Annotated in this window: 16 protein-coding genes; all 16 read right to left on the bottom strand. The window is 36.9% G+C overall.

What is annotated here, in order from left to right; translation table 11 throughout:
• Nucleotides 1-60: 60 nt before the first annotated feature.
• Nucleotides 61-270, bottom strand: a complete 210-nt coding sequence (locus DQW11_RS02930) for a helix-turn-helix domain-containing protein (RefSeq protein WP_113922501.1) — start codon at nucleotides 268-270, stop codon at nucleotides 61-63.
• Nucleotides 271-273: 3 nt separating this feature from the next.
• On the bottom strand, nucleotides 274-810 hold the full coding sequence (locus tag DQW11_RS02925) for a DUF2975 domain-containing protein (RefSeq protein ID WP_113922500.1): 537 nt from the start codon (nucleotides 808-810) through the stop codon (nucleotides 274-276).
• 164 nt (nucleotides 811-974) lie between these two features.
• On the bottom strand, nucleotides 975-2,099 hold the full coding sequence (locus DQW11_RS02920; RefSeq protein WP_113922499.1) for an MBL fold metallo-hydrolase: 1,125 nt from the start codon (nucleotides 2,097-2,099) through the stop codon (nucleotides 975-977).
• A 602-nt stretch (nucleotides 2,100-2,701) separates the two neighbouring features.
• Nucleotides 2,702-3,415 (bottom strand): energy transducer TonB, encoded by a 714-nt coding sequence (locus tag DQW11_RS02910; protein ID WP_157966015.1) that lies wholly within the window; start codon nucleotides 3,413-3,415, stop codon nucleotides 2,702-2,704.
• Between the two features lie 129 nt (nucleotides 3,416-3,544).
• Complete coding sequence (locus DQW11_RS02905) at nucleotides 3,545-4,276, bottom strand: hypothetical protein (protein ID WP_157966014.1); 732 nt, start codon at nucleotides 4,274-4,276, stop codon at nucleotides 3,545-3,547.
• A gap of 376 nt (nucleotides 4,277-4,652) precedes the next feature.
• The gene (locus DQW11_RS02900; protein ID WP_113922495.1) at nucleotides 4,653-5,927 is read right to left on the bottom strand and encodes a serine hydrolase domain-containing protein; all 1,275 of its coding nucleotides are present in this window, start codon (nucleotides 5,925-5,927) and stop codon (nucleotides 4,653-4,655) included.
• A 14-nt stretch (nucleotides 5,928-5,941) separates the two neighbouring features.
• A complete protein-coding gene (locus tag DQW11_RS02895; RefSeq protein WP_113922494.1) occupies nucleotides 5,942-6,790 on the bottom strand; it encodes an alpha/beta hydrolase family protein in 849 nt (282 codons plus the stop codon).
• 563 nt (nucleotides 6,791-7,353) lie between these two features.
• Entirely contained in the window at nucleotides 7,354-8,361 is a 1,008-nt protein-coding gene (locus DQW11_RS02885; protein ID WP_113922492.1) for an HNH endonuclease domain-containing protein, read from the bottom strand.
• Nucleotides 8,361-10,427 carry an AAA family ATPase gene (locus tag DQW11_RS02880; protein WP_113922491.1) on the bottom strand — a complete coding sequence of 689 codons (2,067 nt, stop codon included), beginning with the start codon at nucleotides 10,425-10,427 and terminating at the stop codon, nucleotides 8,361-8,363. The genes DQW11_RS02885 and DQW11_RS02880 overlap by 1 nt, the downstream gene beginning before the upstream one ends.
• 326 nt (nucleotides 10,428-10,753) lie before the next feature.
• On the bottom strand, nucleotides 10,754-11,224 hold the full coding sequence (locus DQW11_RS02875; RefSeq protein ID WP_113922490.1) for a hypothetical protein: 471 nt from the start codon (nucleotides 11,222-11,224) through the stop codon (nucleotides 10,754-10,756).
• On the bottom strand, nucleotides 11,225-11,380 hold the full coding sequence (locus DQW11_RS22185; RefSeq protein WP_157966013.1) for a hypothetical protein: 156 nt from the start codon (nucleotides 11,378-11,380) through the stop codon (nucleotides 11,225-11,227).
• A gap of 316 nt (nucleotides 11,381-11,696) precedes the next feature.
• The gene (locus DQW11_RS02870) at nucleotides 11,697-12,818 is read right to left on the bottom strand and encodes a hypothetical protein (protein WP_113922489.1); all 1,122 of its coding nucleotides are present in this window, start codon (nucleotides 12,816-12,818) and stop codon (nucleotides 11,697-11,699) included.
• Between the two features lie 304 nt (nucleotides 12,819-13,122).
• Nucleotides 13,123-13,761: an abortive infection system antitoxin AbiGi family protein gene (locus DQW11_RS02865; RefSeq protein ID WP_113922488.1), complete on the bottom strand. Its 639-nt coding sequence runs from the start codon at nucleotides 13,759-13,761 to the stop codon at nucleotides 13,123-13,125.
• A gap of 203 nt (nucleotides 13,762-13,964) precedes the next feature.
• Nucleotides 13,965-15,065: an FG-GAP repeat domain-containing protein gene (locus tag DQW11_RS02860; protein WP_157966012.1), complete on the bottom strand. Its 1,101-nt coding sequence runs from the start codon at nucleotides 15,063-15,065 to the stop codon at nucleotides 13,965-13,967.
• Between the two features lie 514 nt (nucleotides 15,066-15,579).
• The gene (locus DQW11_RS02855) at nucleotides 15,580-15,780 is read right to left on the bottom strand and encodes a hypothetical protein (RefSeq protein WP_113922486.1); all 201 of its coding nucleotides are present in this window, start codon (nucleotides 15,778-15,780) and stop codon (nucleotides 15,580-15,582) included.
• 391 nt (nucleotides 15,781-16,171) lie between these two features.
• Nucleotides 16,172-17,035, bottom strand: a complete 864-nt coding sequence (locus tag DQW11_RS02850; RefSeq protein ID WP_113922485.1) for an RnfABCDGE type electron transport complex subunit B — start codon at nucleotides 17,033-17,035, stop codon at nucleotides 16,172-16,174.
• Nucleotides 17,036-17,472 lie beyond the last annotated feature (437 nt).

Genomic DNA, 17,472 nt, shown 5'->3' with positions numbered 1-17,472 from the left:
TTCAATTTAGTATTTATCGAAACGATGATAAATTCTCTTTTGATTTGCTGTCGTCACATTTTATTTGTCTTCCACAAATTCCAGAATATCTCCCGGTTGGCAGTCCAAAGCATGGCAGATTGCTTCCAAAGTACTGAAACGTATGGCTTTCGCTTTCCCGGTTTTTAAGATCGAGAGATTGGAAAGTGTCAGGTCCACTTTTTCTGACAATTCATTGAGCGACATTTTCCGCTTTGCCATCATTACATCCAAATTCACAATGATCGGCATGGTTTATACGGTTAAGTCTTGGTCGTTTTGTAATTCAATTCCCTTTTTGAATATCGTCGCAATGACGTAGATGACCGCTGCCATCAAAATAAAAGCCTGACTGTCTACCCAAAACCTATCGAGTTGGTCGATTTCATATCCCCGATGCAGCAGGTTTTTAGCCGTTTGCCGGGCTATATAACTCAATATTCCTATGGAAAAAGTAAAGTAGCTGATCAGTGTAATCTGTTCTGAAACAAAACTGCTGAATGGCTTTGAGAGATCAAGCTTCATAAGCAATCTGATCACGATATAGAACATGATAGCCTTCAAAACCGAGATGACCATGATAAAAGAATACATTCCGAAATAAGCCCATTTGCTGCGGGCATACATGTCACTTAAGTCCAGTTTCTCATACAGGTAAGCGATAATTTCAGGCTTGAAGAGACTGTAAACAAAATTTACAATCAATGCGCCGGCCTCTATACACAGGCCAACGAAAATCATCCAAGCTACTATATGGAGGACGATGAATACGAAGTTGCTGTTTTTTGACATTTTGGTTAAAGTTTAAATTGATGTCACAAACATAATAAATATTTATTGAAAAACAATAAATATATATCTTTAAACAAAATATTTTTATTGAACCTGAAAAATATTGAAGATAAGATGCGTTCGGAATCCAATTAAATTCTACACCATAATCACCTTTCGACCAGTTAGCTGCCCCCCTTTGGAATTTCCCACCAACGATTTGTTGGGCTAAGGCCGGGTATGACTTTTTCACCCATAAGGGGCGTCACCAACTGGAGGTTTTTAGCTGCCGCCATTTCAGCTACCATTTTGATGGATTCATCCCAAGGGTGCATGGCTAGATCAAAGACGCCCCAATGTATGGGAAACATAACTTGGGTGTTGATATCCTGACATAACTGAACTGCCTGATCAGGAAAAAGGTGGGTCAAAGGCCATCCTTTGTTCCAGCCATCTATTTCCACAAAAGCCAGGTCGAAAGGACCGTATTTTTCTCCTAAGTCTTTCAGGTGCGTGCCGTAGCCGGTATCGCCACTTACAAAAAGGTTTTTCTCATCACCCTTAATGGCAAAAGAAGCCCAAAGGGTTTTATTCCTATCATCAAAACTCCTGCTCGTGTAGTGGATTCCCGGAAGGGCAGTGATTTGCAAAGAACCAACAGTCTTGGCCTCATGCCAACCCAACTCGCTGATGTTGTTTTTCTGAATACCCCAGCCTTCCAACCTGCTTCCTACACCCAAGGGCACGATAAATTCTGTGTTTATAGATGCCAGGTATCTGATGGTAGCCGCCTCCAAATGATCGTAATGGTCATGGGTGATGACCACGATATCAATCTCAGGCAGTTCCTCTCTTTTGATGGGAGAGGAATCAAACCTTCTCAAAATAAACGGTAGGGGACCTCCATTTTCGAAAACCGGATCGAATAAGATCCGCTTCCCGTCAAGTTCCAGGATAAATGTCGAGTGCCCCAACCAATAGGCAGCAAAATCCGAAGGGGTTTCTGAAAAATCAGATTTGGTAACCGTCTTTTTGGGTAGCGTAAACTCAGGGGCATTTGGGGATCTTTTAAAAAACCGCGCAGGACCTGAATCGCCTCCGGTGGTCTGTTCCGGATAATAAGGCAATGTCTCCGGACTTATAAATGCATCGGCATCTGCATCATAATACGACAGCCCGGAGAACCTTGCCTTGCGGTCTTCTAAGGAATCCAAACTGCCCATCTGTCTGCTTACATAATATGCCAAGCTCCCCGTTACCACCAGAAGTAGGACCAAGGTCCAAAGCACTATTTTCAATATTCTCTTCATTCCTATAAAGGGTTAATGGCTTTTTGGTGATATAGTTTGGAGAATGGTATTCGGAGCTGCATCCTTCAAATTTACTCCGGATTTTTAAAGATATAGATTTTCAAGATTAGCGGCATGGTAAGAACTGCTAAACTTAGACAGAGGTTCAAGTCAATTCTTCTTTCAAAATTTACCGGTTTCATTGATTTATTTCTACAGCTACGTGTAGGTACTATCTACACCTTTTTATTTTTTCTGAATTTGTAATTCAAATTTTCCGAAATCTCTTTTATGTTCGGGTTACAGGATAAAAAATCCAATTTTTAATTGGAAGTATAAGAGGGGGATTGAATTTGGTAATTCCAATTGCATCCCGATGGCTCTTGGATGGAAGAAAAAAAGTTAGGACAAGGCTTTTTGAAATGATCCCTTTGGTTCCGATAGCTATCGGAATTAGCCTTGGGCCAGGTGCCGGGTAGGCAAATTCCACCCAACCGTAAAATCAGGCCTTCTTCACGACCAGGTGGGTACTTTCTGATAACCCCGACTTTATTTATTAATTATAAATAATTGCGAATCGCTGAAATCTGAATTAGCTATACTATTTATTAACAAGCGTAATTTTATAGTGTAAATTTAATTGGTAATTGACACCAAACATTAACATGTTTACCATCTTGTATTCCGGGCTTCCATTTTGGCATTTTTTTAACTACCCTTAAAGCTTCATTGTCAAGCAATTGATCAACACTTTTAAAAATGGATTCATTAATAATTTCGCCATTTTTATCAACAACGAATTTAATAATTACCTGTCCTTGGATTCCCTTTTTTCTCGATTTTTCCGGATAAATAAGATTTTTTGAGAGAAACTTCACTAATTCTTCATATCCTCCGGGGAACTCAGGTGCAGATTCGATTAATTTTATTTCATAAATTGGCTCTCCATCAACATATTCGACTGTTTTCACCATTGTTTTGTTTTCTTCATCACGAATTACTTCACCTTTTGAATTCCATTCAATAATTCTAAAAAGTTTATCCTCAACATATCTATGTTTAATTTTTTTATCCGGATAGTACCAAGTGAAAGTACCATCCATAACCTTAGGCGACAGCGAGATATAACTACCATGCATTTGTAAATCACCGTTTTTGTAGTAATCTTTTACAATAAACCTTTCGCTTAATGAGTCAAATTTTGTAATTCTATAATAATTTGCACTATCTCTTATTGATTCTTTCCACTTTTTATCTAACCAAATAGTATCATTTGTTTGAGCTTGAATATTGAAACTCAAAAAGAACAAGGTTAAAGAAATGCCAATATTTTTCATCAGTCTCATTTTTTGTTTATTAATGTTTTGCAGCTTGGGGAAGTATGAATTAGTCGCCTAATCTGTAAACTTTTTCAGTACGAGACACACCCGTCTGACGCAAATACATTGTATACAGTTGTTTTTTCTTTATGGTATGTCATTCTCTATAATTTGTCCTACTAATTTATTGTCTTTAAAGTAAGCTGTAACAATATGCCCAAAACTGTCTTTGGCTACCATTTTTTTCTTCAAATCATTTGGTGTTGTCGAAGCGAAATCACCGGTCAGATTGTAGTCACCGGTAAAACTCCATTTTAGAACTTCAAAATCTTGTTCTGTTAAAGTCGAGTCGGGCTTGTCATACAGTTTTATAAGCTCTTCTTTGTCTGAACCTAATTTTATACCTTTTTGTGTCCGAAAATAATTTTCGTCAATCTTCTCACTTAATTTTATAAATCCATCAAATGAATTTATCTTTTGTTCGCTTGTCGCTGAATTAAACATATTTTTAAACTTGCCTTCAGCAATGCTTAATTCCATTTTCTCAACAATGCTTCTTGGTATGTCAGTGTTCATAAAATGGTAAGTTTCCATTCTGTGATAGTCTGTGTAAAGCTGAAATACTAAAGTTTGTTTCAGTCTGTCATTTGTAAACCAAGCTTTTTCTAACGAATAAACTTCTCCAACTTGTTTTAAGTAAGTCGAATTGTTAAAGGTCTTGTCCTTTAACATCTCATCTGTAACTGGATAGTCGTCTACTAAGAAATAAACTAAACTGTCATTGGGTGTTTGAATTTTAGTGTCTTTATGGCTTGTTGTCTCATCAAATGCTTTTTGTCTCTTCTCTACATAATTGCAAGAGAAAAGTCCTAAAGTCAAGATGATTATTATTGACTGTTTCACTGTGTCGTCATTTACAATTGCTACCTACTTCAGACTCTGAAAAAGTCCCTGCTGTTTTTTTAGAATATCTTTTTTTCAGTCCTTCTAAAAGTAATAAATTTAGTTGTATTTGGTTTCAGACTATCATCATATTTCTATAAACCGCATTTATGGGTTTGAAATAAAAGCTGGAAATTGAATTGAAAAGTTGTAGGCAAGAAGCTGGAACAATAAGAAAGAATTCCAATTGCATCCCGATTGCTATCGTGGAAGGAAGGATAGAAGGGTGGGATTACATACCGATAGCTATCGGCATCCTCCCAATCCAGACCAAAAGTAATACTACACCCAGCAGGGGAGATGGGACCCATCCTTATTTCATTTTAAACCTTCTCACTATACCAATGGCAATGGTTACAACTAATATAATTGCCCATCCTATGGTAATCATCCAAACCATCCCGTCTATTAACATCGGAAAAAGGAACGTATCTACTTTTCCGGTTTTCCAGAATACCCACTCACTGGCAAGTTTTGTAGCCACTATAGGATTTCCGGTTTCAAGAATGATGATCCCGTCTCCTGTTTCCGGATTTAATCGTATCGCTGTATTTATGGGTGGATTACTTTTTCCATCATGGCCTATGATGAAATCGTTATCTTCAGTGGTTGCGTAAAGCACTGTTCCCAGACCCCAAATGTCCACTCCCATTGATTGTCCATGAGGTTCTCTCATTTTTTCTATGGTCTCCGGCTTAACCACATTTCTCCCGGGCGGCTCGCTATTTTTACCTTTAAGGTGCGCCTGAAAGAATAATTCCATATCAGATAATGAAGTATACAATGAGGTAGCGGCAAGAGAAGTATAGCGGTAATGCCCCGCTTTGCTTCCATCACTGTTATAAAACTCTGCCAATTTATAGTCTGATGAGTCTTCCCAAGTATAGGAAGATTGCAGCATATTTAAAGGATCAAATATTGCTTCCTTCATATAAGAAGCAAATGATTGTCCGGTCACTTCTTCTACCACTAGTTGGAGGATTGTATAGCCACCACCCGAATATTTAAACTCGCTGCCCGGCTGAATCCCAACACGTACTTCTCCACTGATTCCCTTATCGGCATCGGCTGCTTTGGTCAATGATTGTTCAATGGATTGTACCGGTCTGCCTGCTTCAAAACCGGAATAGCCGAGTCCGTCGGTAAGTCCCGCCGTATGACTTAACAGTCTTCGTACAGTCACTTCTTCGTTATTGAAACTACCCGGTGGTAATTGCCATCTTGTAAGGAATTTGTTTACGGGTGCATCTAAATCAAGCCTACCATCTTCTACCAGCTTCATGATTCCAAAAGCAGATACCCACTTGCTTAATGACGAAACCTGAAAAACCGAATTTCTGTCAACGGATTTTCCCACTGAATGAAATTTCTCTTGTTCAACGGTTCCACGGCTCATAATCGCCATTGCAAAATTCCCTACGAATTGTTTATCAAGTTCATTATCAACGGCTTCAAGAAAGGATTGAGATGTATTTGATTTGGCGATGGGTTGATGAAACCAACCGTCAATAGTGCCAAAAATTACAATACCGGCCCATAGGAGCATGAGCAGCACGGTAATTAAAACAGGAAGGAGTATTTTTTTCATAGTCTGATATTCATCTACTTTATCTTATCCAGAAACGCATATACCTTATCAAAGTGATTGAGTGGCTCGATGTGCCCACCCTTTACTATAATATGCTCAAATGGGTGTCCAAAGTTTTTTCGCCCCAATCGCTCCACAAGCTGTTCAGACATTTTTGTCGCAGGCCATTGCTCATCCTGATCAGCAGAAATAATCAGAATCGGTCCGTTGATTTTCTCGACTTCAATTTCAGCTTGGGAAACTGCCTCTGTGTCTTCTAACATCATTGAAAAAGCGCCATGCAAATCTCCCTTTAAAGCAGGCCATATTGTTTTGAACTGAGCAGGTACATAATTTACTTCCTTGTCATTGTACATCCACGAGGACGTATTTGCAGATACAGTATGGGCGGGAAAACTTACATTGGAAGTTGAAAGTGCAATCACGCCTTTGAAGCGAGGGTACCGACTGGCAAGATTCAACACCAATTCGCCTCCTTTGGAAGCACCCATCAGTATGATGCGGCCCGTGTCAAGTTGTGCGGTACGTCCGGCAATACTCATAATCGTATCTGCAATAGCGTTGAGTGAAATGCGATCCAATGATCCGGGGGAGTTTTCTGTATTAAAATATCCAATTGCCAGCACAGCAAAACCTTGTGAAACTAAAGAATCACGTTTACCCTTTAAATAATTTCGTTCCCAGTCGTTTCCTCCTGAGCCTCCACCAAAGGCAACGATCAGAGGTTGGTTGGCACCGTCACCCAAAAATAGGCGGGTATCCATTTTCCCGTGATTGACAGATAAGCTGGGTGTGCGTGAACCCAAAAAGAGTAGAGCTGCTATTATAAGCAATATGATTACACCTGCTATTTTCATTTTCATAAATCAGAATTTATTTAAAAGGATACAATTGAGAGAATTTGATGATGCGATGGAAATGGCTCCTGCCGGCAAGGCTGTCAATAGGTTGTTTCTGGTGGAATGTTGTCAGTCGTCGACCATTTTCCGGAAGTTGCAAACCAATTTGTTCTCATCGCAATGTTACACGTTTAACGAGCGGTATGAAATCAAATGACGCCGCTTTTACCCGTCATTTACCCGTCATTTGCAGGGAATGGACAATAACTGTTACTATTTTGAGGCTTCTGTTGGAAATTTTGAGGGAGTTGAGGAATGGAAAAAGTAAAATGAGAAGGGTGGAATTACTTCCGACTGCTGTACGGAATTTACCCGGTCGTAACATCAAAAGTTTGACTACACCCAACTCTGGGTATGCAAATTCCACCCAGTCGTAGCATAAGACGCTATACTACACTCAGATGGGGGTTGAAATATTTAAAATTACTTAAATATGGTCCTCCTAAAAAACATCCTAGTAATTTATATCCCGCTCCCATCATTTTCTCCAGCATGGCAAGTGCTGTTATGCCCTCGTTCTTTCTTTATCAAATTACACCTAATTGTCTTCCAATATCCTGTGCTAATTTTGACATAGGTCGTTTATGAATTTCTTTTGGATTATCATAGTTACCTAAAATAAAACGATTGAAATTTGATGTATTTGGAAATAGTTTTGTGAAGGAACCAGAAAGACTATCCTTATAGCTCTTGTTATATATTCTAGATTTCCAGATTATTTCTTCAACAATATCTTTGTGTTGACTGTATAATTCTGTGATATGAAAAAAATCTTCGTGGTTTTCCTTTAGATTCAAGTCTATGCTATTAAATATGATAACCAATTCTGCTTCGTTCTGCGTAAGTAAATAACGCAAAATAGACCTTTTATCTAGTGAGAAAGAGAATGGCTCAATTAAATTATATTCGGTAACGTACAGATTAAATAATGCGGTCCGATCAGATTTACTTTTATTGCAATGTGAACAGCACAGTAATAGGTTAAAAAACGAGGTTGACAAAAAAGGATATTTTGATTTTGGGAAAAAATGATCTAGTTCATACTTACCTGAAAGCCGACCATTGGTTGCTTCTGTAGTGATTGAAAATTGGGCATTGCAATATATGCAGGATTTAATTCCAATTTTTTTAATGTATGACAGATACTCTTTGTCGCGTACTGCATCATAACGCATCGCGTCCAAAATCAAATCATATAATTGCTTTCTCTCAAATCTTGTATTTCCGGCTGGTGGAGTAACTGTGGTGGCTAAATTTTCTTGAGTTAAGTTGAAATTATCATTGTTGTATTTTTGAAAATCATTTGGCTGAAGCGTAATTATCTCAGAATAATTATCAATTATTGTTTGCACATAATCCGCATACAATGGAAGAACACAATCAAACCTAAGAAAATGTTCCAATTCAATTAAATTGCCAGAAATCCCATCGCTGTTAATAGGTTTATTAAAGTTAGCGTTTCTCTTTTTAAAAAGATTATTTTTATAATCTTCTGCTAATTGTAAAATATTAGAACTTATAAAGATTCTTCTCATTATCTTTTTTGTAATTGTTCAATTTCTTTTCTTAATTTCTCAATAACAATATCTTTTTCATCTTGCTCATTAAATTTCTCATTGTATAAGCTTTGTAATTGTTTTTGAATAAGTGGTTCACCAACGAATGAAATTGTTTCTTTTATATTTTCCTTTTCATTAATTATTGATTGAAGGGGTTTATTTAGTTGTTCAATAACCTTTAATATTTTTTTTCGCGCATATTCACCAATAAATCCGTTTTCTAAAAAGAAACTTTGATAAAGAATATCATTAATGTTTGCGCCAAATGGATTCTTGAATTGTTCTTTACTTTGTACAATACCATTTTTGAGGTGCAATATATTACACATTGGGATATCTGATAAAACAAAAGGCGAATGAGTTGCAATTATAATATTAAATGAACAATGTGTATTTAGTTTTAGACGTTGTATCGTCCTTATCAAATTATCAACAAACAACCTTTGGTATTCGGGATGAAAGCATAATTCAACTTCATCAAGTATTAAGTTTATACTTCGATATCTAACACGGTTACTTTGTTGAATTGATAAAATGTTTTTGATGTGGTAAACAAAAGTACTCATTGTATAAATGAACTGCCTTTCGCCAGAGCTCATTCTTTGGAATAAAATAGGTACATTAGGTTTGCCATCTTCTAGGTTAGTCTTTTCTAATTTTATATTGAAGCTAAAAAAAGGTGGCGGTAAATGTTCAGTTATTTCATCAAGTCCTTTTAGTGGCTTATTTAAAACCAATCTCTCAACATACTCATTATAGGTAAAATCAAAATCTGGTTGAAGTGGTGTGCTGAGATTTTGATGCGACCAATCAAGATATTTTAAGGTTTGTCTAATTTTTAAAGTAATATGAGACTTATATTTTTTTATTTCTTTTACTAGTGCAATTAAATCTCTTTCATCATTATCATCAGCAATATCTTCAAATTTACTAATATTATCAAATCTATTAAAACTACTAAAACTAGGATATTTAGACGCAATGCTAAGTGTTTTGTACACCAAATAGATCTTAGAAACAATATGCGGTTCAACTTCTGATGGGTTTGATTTCAAACCATATTCTCTTAATATTATAGATGTAAAACTTCTCTTATCTAGGTTTAAAAATTTTAAAATAAGGTCCTCCAAATTTATATTCTTATTTTTTTCGTAGTTAAACTTTGATAAAATAATTAAAGGCTCATATTTATATTCAATACTGTTTAATTGATAGCCTTCAATAAATTCTCTTTTATTTCGTTTAGATTCTATTAGAATTGACGATAAACGGGAGTTAGTAAGTTGGTATTCTTTTCTTAAATCAATAGTACCATTATGCCTGTAAGGATTAAGTACTATTGGAGTTAAGTAACCATCGTTCTTATGAAATAAACTATTAATCCAAATTGCACTAGAGTCAATTCCACTTTTCTCATTTGATTGAAATCTAGTAGATCGTTCCGTTTTATAATCAAAATCTATAAATGATTGCAAGGAATAGTTAGTTACTATTGAATAGAAAAACATTTTGCCTATTTCAATTAGCTCTTCATTTTTAATATTCTCATGAAATGTAAAATCTGAAAAATCAGATCTTTTACTCCCGAATGAAATTTTATAATCGCCAAAACAAAATCCAATAAAATCACCTTTGCAAATTATTGAGCCTAGTGTGTTTCCTTTAACAAAATATAAATCTGCATTTAATCCTTCAATATGATATAAAACTTCTGCTGCTCGTCTTTTCTGTTTTTTTACAAGATGAAACGTAAGATTATTGATTATTCTGTACATTAATTCAAGTATAGAACTCTTTCCACTTCCATTTTTGCCAACTATAGCTTGAATACTAATATTGCTAACAAAAAAATTCTCTTCGGGACGTCTAATTTCTGAAAGACTTACTTTTCCGTCTTTTAACTCACACCATTCATTAAAAAAATAGTATCCAGGTTCCACGTTTTTTCTTAAATGCGTGTCACATTCCCCATCAACATATAAACACGCAATTGAAAAATGCATGTTTGTATCTTTAATTGATTGTTTTATAGATTCTTTCATTTTAGCTTTCTTGTTCTTTTAGAATTGAGCATAATGGATCGGGATGTTAACGCAGTGCAGGTGAAGGAATTCAATAAAATGTTCAAGATAGGTAAAAAGCGGAAGATCTGTGTTGGGTTTTAACGTTAAAAAATTGATGGCAGCCAGTTTTTGGATTACGGGAACCCTTAAGCTATCAAATAAACAGAGAAGGGGACAATCATTGAGTTTCCACGCAGGCTGGGGGCTATTGAAAAAGAAATTTGGAATCCTTAAAAAGTCTGAATGTGATCTTGGATTTGGAAATTCACGAATCCTTCATCAAATGATCTATCCACCGTGGATGTTTATTTTTTATCAATTATACTTAAAAGAATCTTTGTATAAGGGCTGATACCCAGGTCACTTCTACCATCAAAATTTACCCCATCTGATTCTAAAGTAAGCATAAATCCGGATAGATATAGTTCTTCTTGCTTCTCAAAATCAACTTCAGAACCTTCATTAATTTTCCTCAAATAATTTAAATCAGGAATAAAGAGTTTTTGCACTAGGTAAGATAACCGTAAGAACATTTGGTAATCAATTTCACCTTTTACACTAGCTGCAAACAACTTTCCAATAATTTCAGGCTTTTCAAGGTCTTCCAACTTATCGAGTATTAACAAGATAGCTAATCCCACCTTTTTATTATATATCTCATTTCTTTCAACCTTTGAAATAAAATCTGACCTTTCTTTTTTTGTAGTTGAATCTAATTGAGTAAAAAATTTTAGTATTTTTTTTAAAAATAGCCATTCTTGGGTTTTTATCCCCATTTAAACAAAACCCATTATTGAGCTAACAATAGGTAAATCTTTTAAAACACCATCATTCAAAAATAAATCTAATGTTACTTCAGCTAGATCGATATTTATTTCTGATAAATCAGAAGTCTCTAGTGTATTTTCAATTGATTGCTCTAATTCGATCATAAAATCTGAGGATTAATTATCAATATTTCAATTTAAAAAGCAACGGGAATTAGGATGGTTCTGAGCATAAGAATTTGCATTTCAATTAACCAAAAATTATTTTTCGATTATAGCTTTCTTTTTTGAATCCAATTACAAATTGGAAGGATAAAAGGGTGGAATTACAAATCCCACCCAGTCGTAGCATCAAACGTTAAATTACACCTAGGCGGGGCCTGCTTTTTCATCCAACCAAACGATGGCACCTTTAGGGTGGAATTACATGCCGATAGCTATAGACATCCACCAAGTGGTAGCACAAGAAGCTATGTTAGCCCTAGCAGAGGTCATCTTTTTTTTCCCAATTATCAATGCTCTGAATTGCATTTTGACCTTTATTTGAGGGGAACTTGGTTACAGGTTCACCAATTATTTTTGATATGGAGGTTAAAAGTGAATAGAGAATTAAAGTCTCTGATTTTAAAGGTACATATCCATCATGGACAACTTTATTCCTAATATTGATAGCCTGAATTGACGTTTCGATTTCTGAAGATTCCAAACTTTTTAGCTCTAAAGCAAAGATTCCAAACTGACTTTTTAGAGGTAACGATTTAAAGCTTTGGATACTTTCTAAAACTATTTTACTGAGATTCGGATTTTTTTTAATTTTCTGCTCAAGTGCAATCTCAAGAGCTGTCACGGCTCCGATGAAAGCATTTTTAAGATCTCCATTTTGGCAGGTTTCGTGGGCTTTAGAAATAAAAACAGAAGCTATCGAGGTTTCATAGCCTGCTAGAAAAAGTTTTTTAATTAAAAGCCAATCACTCTTTGAAATAAAACCTGAATAATTAAATGATATCTGAGAATCAAATTTTAAAATATGTTTTTCAGCATCTGGGATAAATTCTGACCAAGTTCTACCATTGTTTAATGAAAATTTCAAAGACAAATTCCATTTACAGTAAGCTCCTAATGATTTTGATTGAGAATCCCAAACTTCTAATTCGCTAATCCAATATTGTTTGAAAACATTTCTTAGTATGTTTATGAAAAGAATTGAATGTTCAGTAATTTCATTTACCACCTTTTTTCCTAAAGATATATAGTCATGATTTCCAAAACTATTATTTGATAGTGCTGCATATACATTTTCCGAAAGATTGAGCAATTCTAATTCGCCAAAAAGTTCCCCACCATCGAGAATCCCTTGTCTAGATATAACTTGCTTTTCTTTAAGTTTTTTTTCTGGATCATACCTAATGAAATTTTCATACAAAACACCTCGCTGTTCAAACCAAAATGATATTTTGCCATTGAGTTTTGATAATTTACACTCAATTCTATCATACCTACCATTGGGTAAAAATCGATGAAACCCTGGTCCCTTAATTTGGTTGGGGGTTTCATTTTCATGATTATGTAATTGTATTTTAAACTTCAATTTCAAAGGCTTCATCTCTTATTATTAATTTTCCAAATAAGCACAAAAATCCAAAGGATGTAGAAGTGAGTTTATAAATAATCGTTTCGCTTTAACAACGAACAGTTAATTTAAAGTAGACTGATTTCTATTGTTGAGAATATTTATCTTATTCTTTGGTTTCAATGCTTAAATGATTCCAGAGTGGGGTGGAATTACAAATCCCACCCAGTCCAAACAAACCAAACGTTATTCTATACCTAGGGGTGTGGAATTACAAACCACCACCCAGTCCCACCATTAATCGCTATAATACACCGATTAGGGGGTATTTATCTAATCACTGACCTAAATTATGAACAGGCCATAATTTTTCAATATTCGTGTAAATTTCCATTATTATAAATTTTTCACGTCCAATTGCATCTTTTAGGTTTTGTGGAAATTTAGCCATGTCTTCATAGTTTTTCACAACTATAAATTCAATCTGGTTATATTCAAAGACGAGGTCGTGAGGAACTCTCCATTCACGTTCGTGGGTATAGTCAACCGTAGAAAATTTAATATTATCTTTTTGCTTTTTTGTCCTATAGATAGGCCAAAATGGAGTAACAAAAGTTTGTATATGGTTATCCCATTCTTGTTTGTCCCAATGGTCTTTTCGAACGTAATAGGCAGGCCCACCTCCGGTACCAAAAATGAAAGGTTTACTGAAACCAATTCCATAAGGCGAATATGCTTTGGAATGATCAATAAGGCTCGACCAAGGACATTCTGTAAAACATACTGCTTGCCTACCTGTCCAAGGTAAATTTGAGGCAACAATTTTTTTTTGATCTAAAATAGATATAAGTCTTTGATAAGCATCCTTTCCTTTTGAAACTGAAACTGCTGGATTTCCTTTATCAGCAGCAACAGGCTTTCTTGCGGTTGTGAAATGTGCCAAATACTTGGAAAAGTCTGGTCTGTTATCTGCCATTTATTTAGTTTAAGCGTTTTTAAATTTTAATAAACCTATTTAATCCAAATCATACAGGGTTTTAACCTCCCTAAACATATAACTAAAAACCTATAAAACCAATCCATTGACCTAAATTTGGATTGAAAAAATTCGTTGGGAAAAATAAGGATTTATAAAATTTCCAGTTTGGATCGGGCCTAAATTCCCAATTGGCTAAAGCTTTATTTTGATAGTATGTTACCAAAATATAATACACTTGGAGCCTCTGACCGTGCAGCAGCGATGTCCGGCATTCCGTCTTCATTAAAATCACCGACTGCCAATCCATATACTGTACCCATTGAATCACCAAAGGGAATGGATGTAAATTTTCGAGCTGTCCCATCATTAAAAAACACTATAGATGGCGCTCCTACATGTCCCACGATGATATCAATTTTTCCATCATTATTCATATCCGAAACCGCTAATGCGTAGGGAATGACTTTTGAATCAGCTATAGAAACACCTGCAGAAAAAGTTTGACCTCTTTGACCAAGATAGAGCGTTACTCCTTTGTTTTCGTCTATAGCTACGATATCTAGTATACCATCACCATCAAAATCTTCAGCAGCAGCTACACGGATGGTTGCATCCGATGTTCCAAATGGAATGCGTTGGTTGTCCGAATAAGTCATATCCGAACTTCCAAGATATACATAACTCTGACCACCGTTTCGATGAGGGACGATCAAATCAATATATCCATCATGATTCAGATCAAAAGGAGTTATGGTGGTGGAAGGATAAGGAGCAAATGAGATACAATCTGCATCAAACTGTCCTTTTCCTTTGTTTAGGCAGATGTAATTTGAGCTTGAAGAATTACCTCTGTTTGCCAAAATAATATCAGGCAATCCATCTTTGTTGATATCGGCGATGGATAAATTCCGTGTTGGCCATTTAGGAAGACCAAATTCAGATCCTATTGTAAAATTACCTTTCCCATCATTGAAGTAAACCAATTTTCGATTTGGGGAATCATTGCTTACAGCAATATCCTGAAATCCATCCCCATTGAAATCAGCCACACCACCGGTATATGACCGGTCTGCTATATCACTAAGATCATAAGCGTTTTTTATTTCACCCCGCCCGTTTCCAAGAAGAACCTTGTCAATTATGGGCCAATGCCTTCCTTTTACCAAAAGAATATCAAGATGACCGTCGCCATCAAAGTCGGCAAAGTTAACATTGGCTGTTGTATCAACTTTTGACTCCAATAGTAAAGATTTAGTATAATCGGGGAATTTGATGTGATGCTGTGCCTGGATCTTTGGCATTGTCACTACGATACATAAAATAAAAAAGATGGTTTTCAACAAGTACATATCTTTAAAGTTAGACTTTAATTCTGGATAAAATTGAGGACTTTAAAATTTCCAGTTTGAATTGAGCCTAAATTCCCCTAATTTCAGCTTGCCCTTACGGATGCTTTTTTTGGCTTATTGGACCTGCTTTTTCATCCAGCCATAAGATGGCACCGGTAGGGGAGAATAAGAATCATTCAAGCCCACCCAACGACTCTCCCCATCTATAGCAACGTTATCCTTCCCCTATACTTAAGTATACCTTCCGTAACCCTTCCCTTACCGATACTCCGTGTCCTAGCTAGGGATACTCCGTGTCTGAGGTAGGGATACTCCGTGTCTGAGTTACCCTTGAGTTACTTCTGGGGCCACGCTGATGAGCCCTTGAGGTTAGGGAGAATTTATAACCGTATGATTTTTTGGCTATGGGACCTGCTTTTTCATCCTTCTCAAGGACAAGTGAATTAAAAAATAAAATGCGCTATTTTTAGCCGTTAATCCCACCATTACGCTTATATAATACTGTTGGCATTATTTCATTTGGGTCAACGGCTACAATTTTACCATTCCTAACCACAATCATCGGACTGTTCTTTTGCTTTTTAAATTCGATAAGCCTTCTATAGGTTTCTTCTAGGCCTTTTACTATTCTATCCCGCTCGTCTTTCAGCTGTTCTTTAGTTTCCATAATAATTCCTTTTTAATTCTTCCCATTGTTTTAAATTATTATGGGTATCCGTTTCGTTGCACGTACCGACTAATTTCGGAATTTTCTTATTAAAACTGAACCTCATTTGTTCAATTCGGGGAGGAATGACGGCGGACCGGGCCGGCCCCGGCCTTGTGCGTGGATAGGATTCCGCCGTCTTGGCTTTTTTGGCTACTTTTTTTGCTAAGAAAAAAAGTAGCTGTAAAATTTTGGGATCGATTTCCTATGCCCACAAAAAAATCTAATTGAACTTATGCAGAAGCAGGACAAGTTGTGCTAAAATATACAGTGATCTCAGTATGGCATAAAAATGGTCAGTGACGACACTGACCATGGCGAATTGACAAATTCGAATCTACCATGAAATAACTCAACTTTCCCCCATTCTCAATTTCCCCTTCCGTATAATCTTTTTGGCTTCGGGGCCTTTGATGGGACCTGCTTTTTCATCCAACCATACGATGGCACCGGTAGGGCAGCGTTGGATGGGAAGCTGTGTCTGATGTCTTCCGGAATAGTTGATTACCGGAAGGTTGTACTTCATGGTAATGAGATCGGGTGCATCCATGGCGCATTTGCCGCAGGCGGTACAGCCGACTTCGCAGTCTTCGAGAACGCCGTCGCCTGCTTCCTGACTTTTGCAGGCCACCCAAAGCCTTTGGCTGATGGGATGGAGTGAAAAAAGGTCCTTGGGACACACTTCCACACAGTCTCCGCAGGCGGTACACTTGGCTTCGTCGACCACGGGAAGCCCAAATTCATTCATCGATATCGCATCAAAATCGCAGACCGTCTCGCAGTCTCCATGTCCGAGACAACCCCAGGAACATCCCTTGCCACCGCCCGAAATCAGGGCTGCACCCCGGCAACTTGACAGACCTTCATATTTGGCACGGTTGACGGCGACATTGATACCGCCCGCACAAGCCAATCTTGCCACCCGTTTTTCTTCCGCACCTGCATCTACGCCGAGGTAGGAAGCAATGGCTTTTCGGCCATCTTCACTGCTGACGGTACATTTTCCTGGTAGCATATCTCCTTTGACCAAGGCTTCCGCAAAAGGCCGGCATCCAGGATACCCGCAGGCACCGCAGTTGGCGTGGGGAAGCATGCTTTCGACCTCATCTACCCTTGGATCCTCATAGACATAGAGTTTGGTATTGGCCACGATCAGCATCAGTGCCAAGAGAAGCGTCAGTCCGCCGAGTGCGAGTAAGGCTGTTATGATGGTCATTTGGTGTGTGGTTATTTGTTAATGGTTATTGGGAAAAGGTCCACGGTCCATAGTCCACGGTCCATGGCCGCATCATTTGGACTTCAATTCTTGTTCTTAATATCAAGCGTCAGAAGCATAGAATAGGGGATATCAGATGAAAGTTTCGCTTATCAAGCATCCATCAATATCCAATATCCATTAATATCTAATTCAGAATAAGGAATTTGGGATGATGCCCCATTTATTTAATATCCATAAATATCCAATATCCATTAGTATCTATTATATACTTTTGGCCAATCCAGCCGTGGACTATTGACTGTTGACCGTGGACTAAATACCACCAAACTTCCGTCTTCCGTCTCCTGTCTTCCTGTAGAATATCCCTTAATATCCAATATCAATTAATATCTATTATCTACTTTCAACTAATCCACTGTGGTCTGTCGACCGTG

Origin of the sequence: Cognataquiflexum aquatile (genome assembly GCF_003316845.1) — a bacterium.
Lineage (GTDB): Bacteria > Bacteroidota > Bacteroidia > Cytophagales > Cyclobacteriaceae > Cognataquiflexum > Cognataquiflexum aquatile.
The sequence above is the reverse complement of the archived record's forward strand: the minus strand, read 5'-3'. Positions and strand labels throughout refer to the sequence as shown.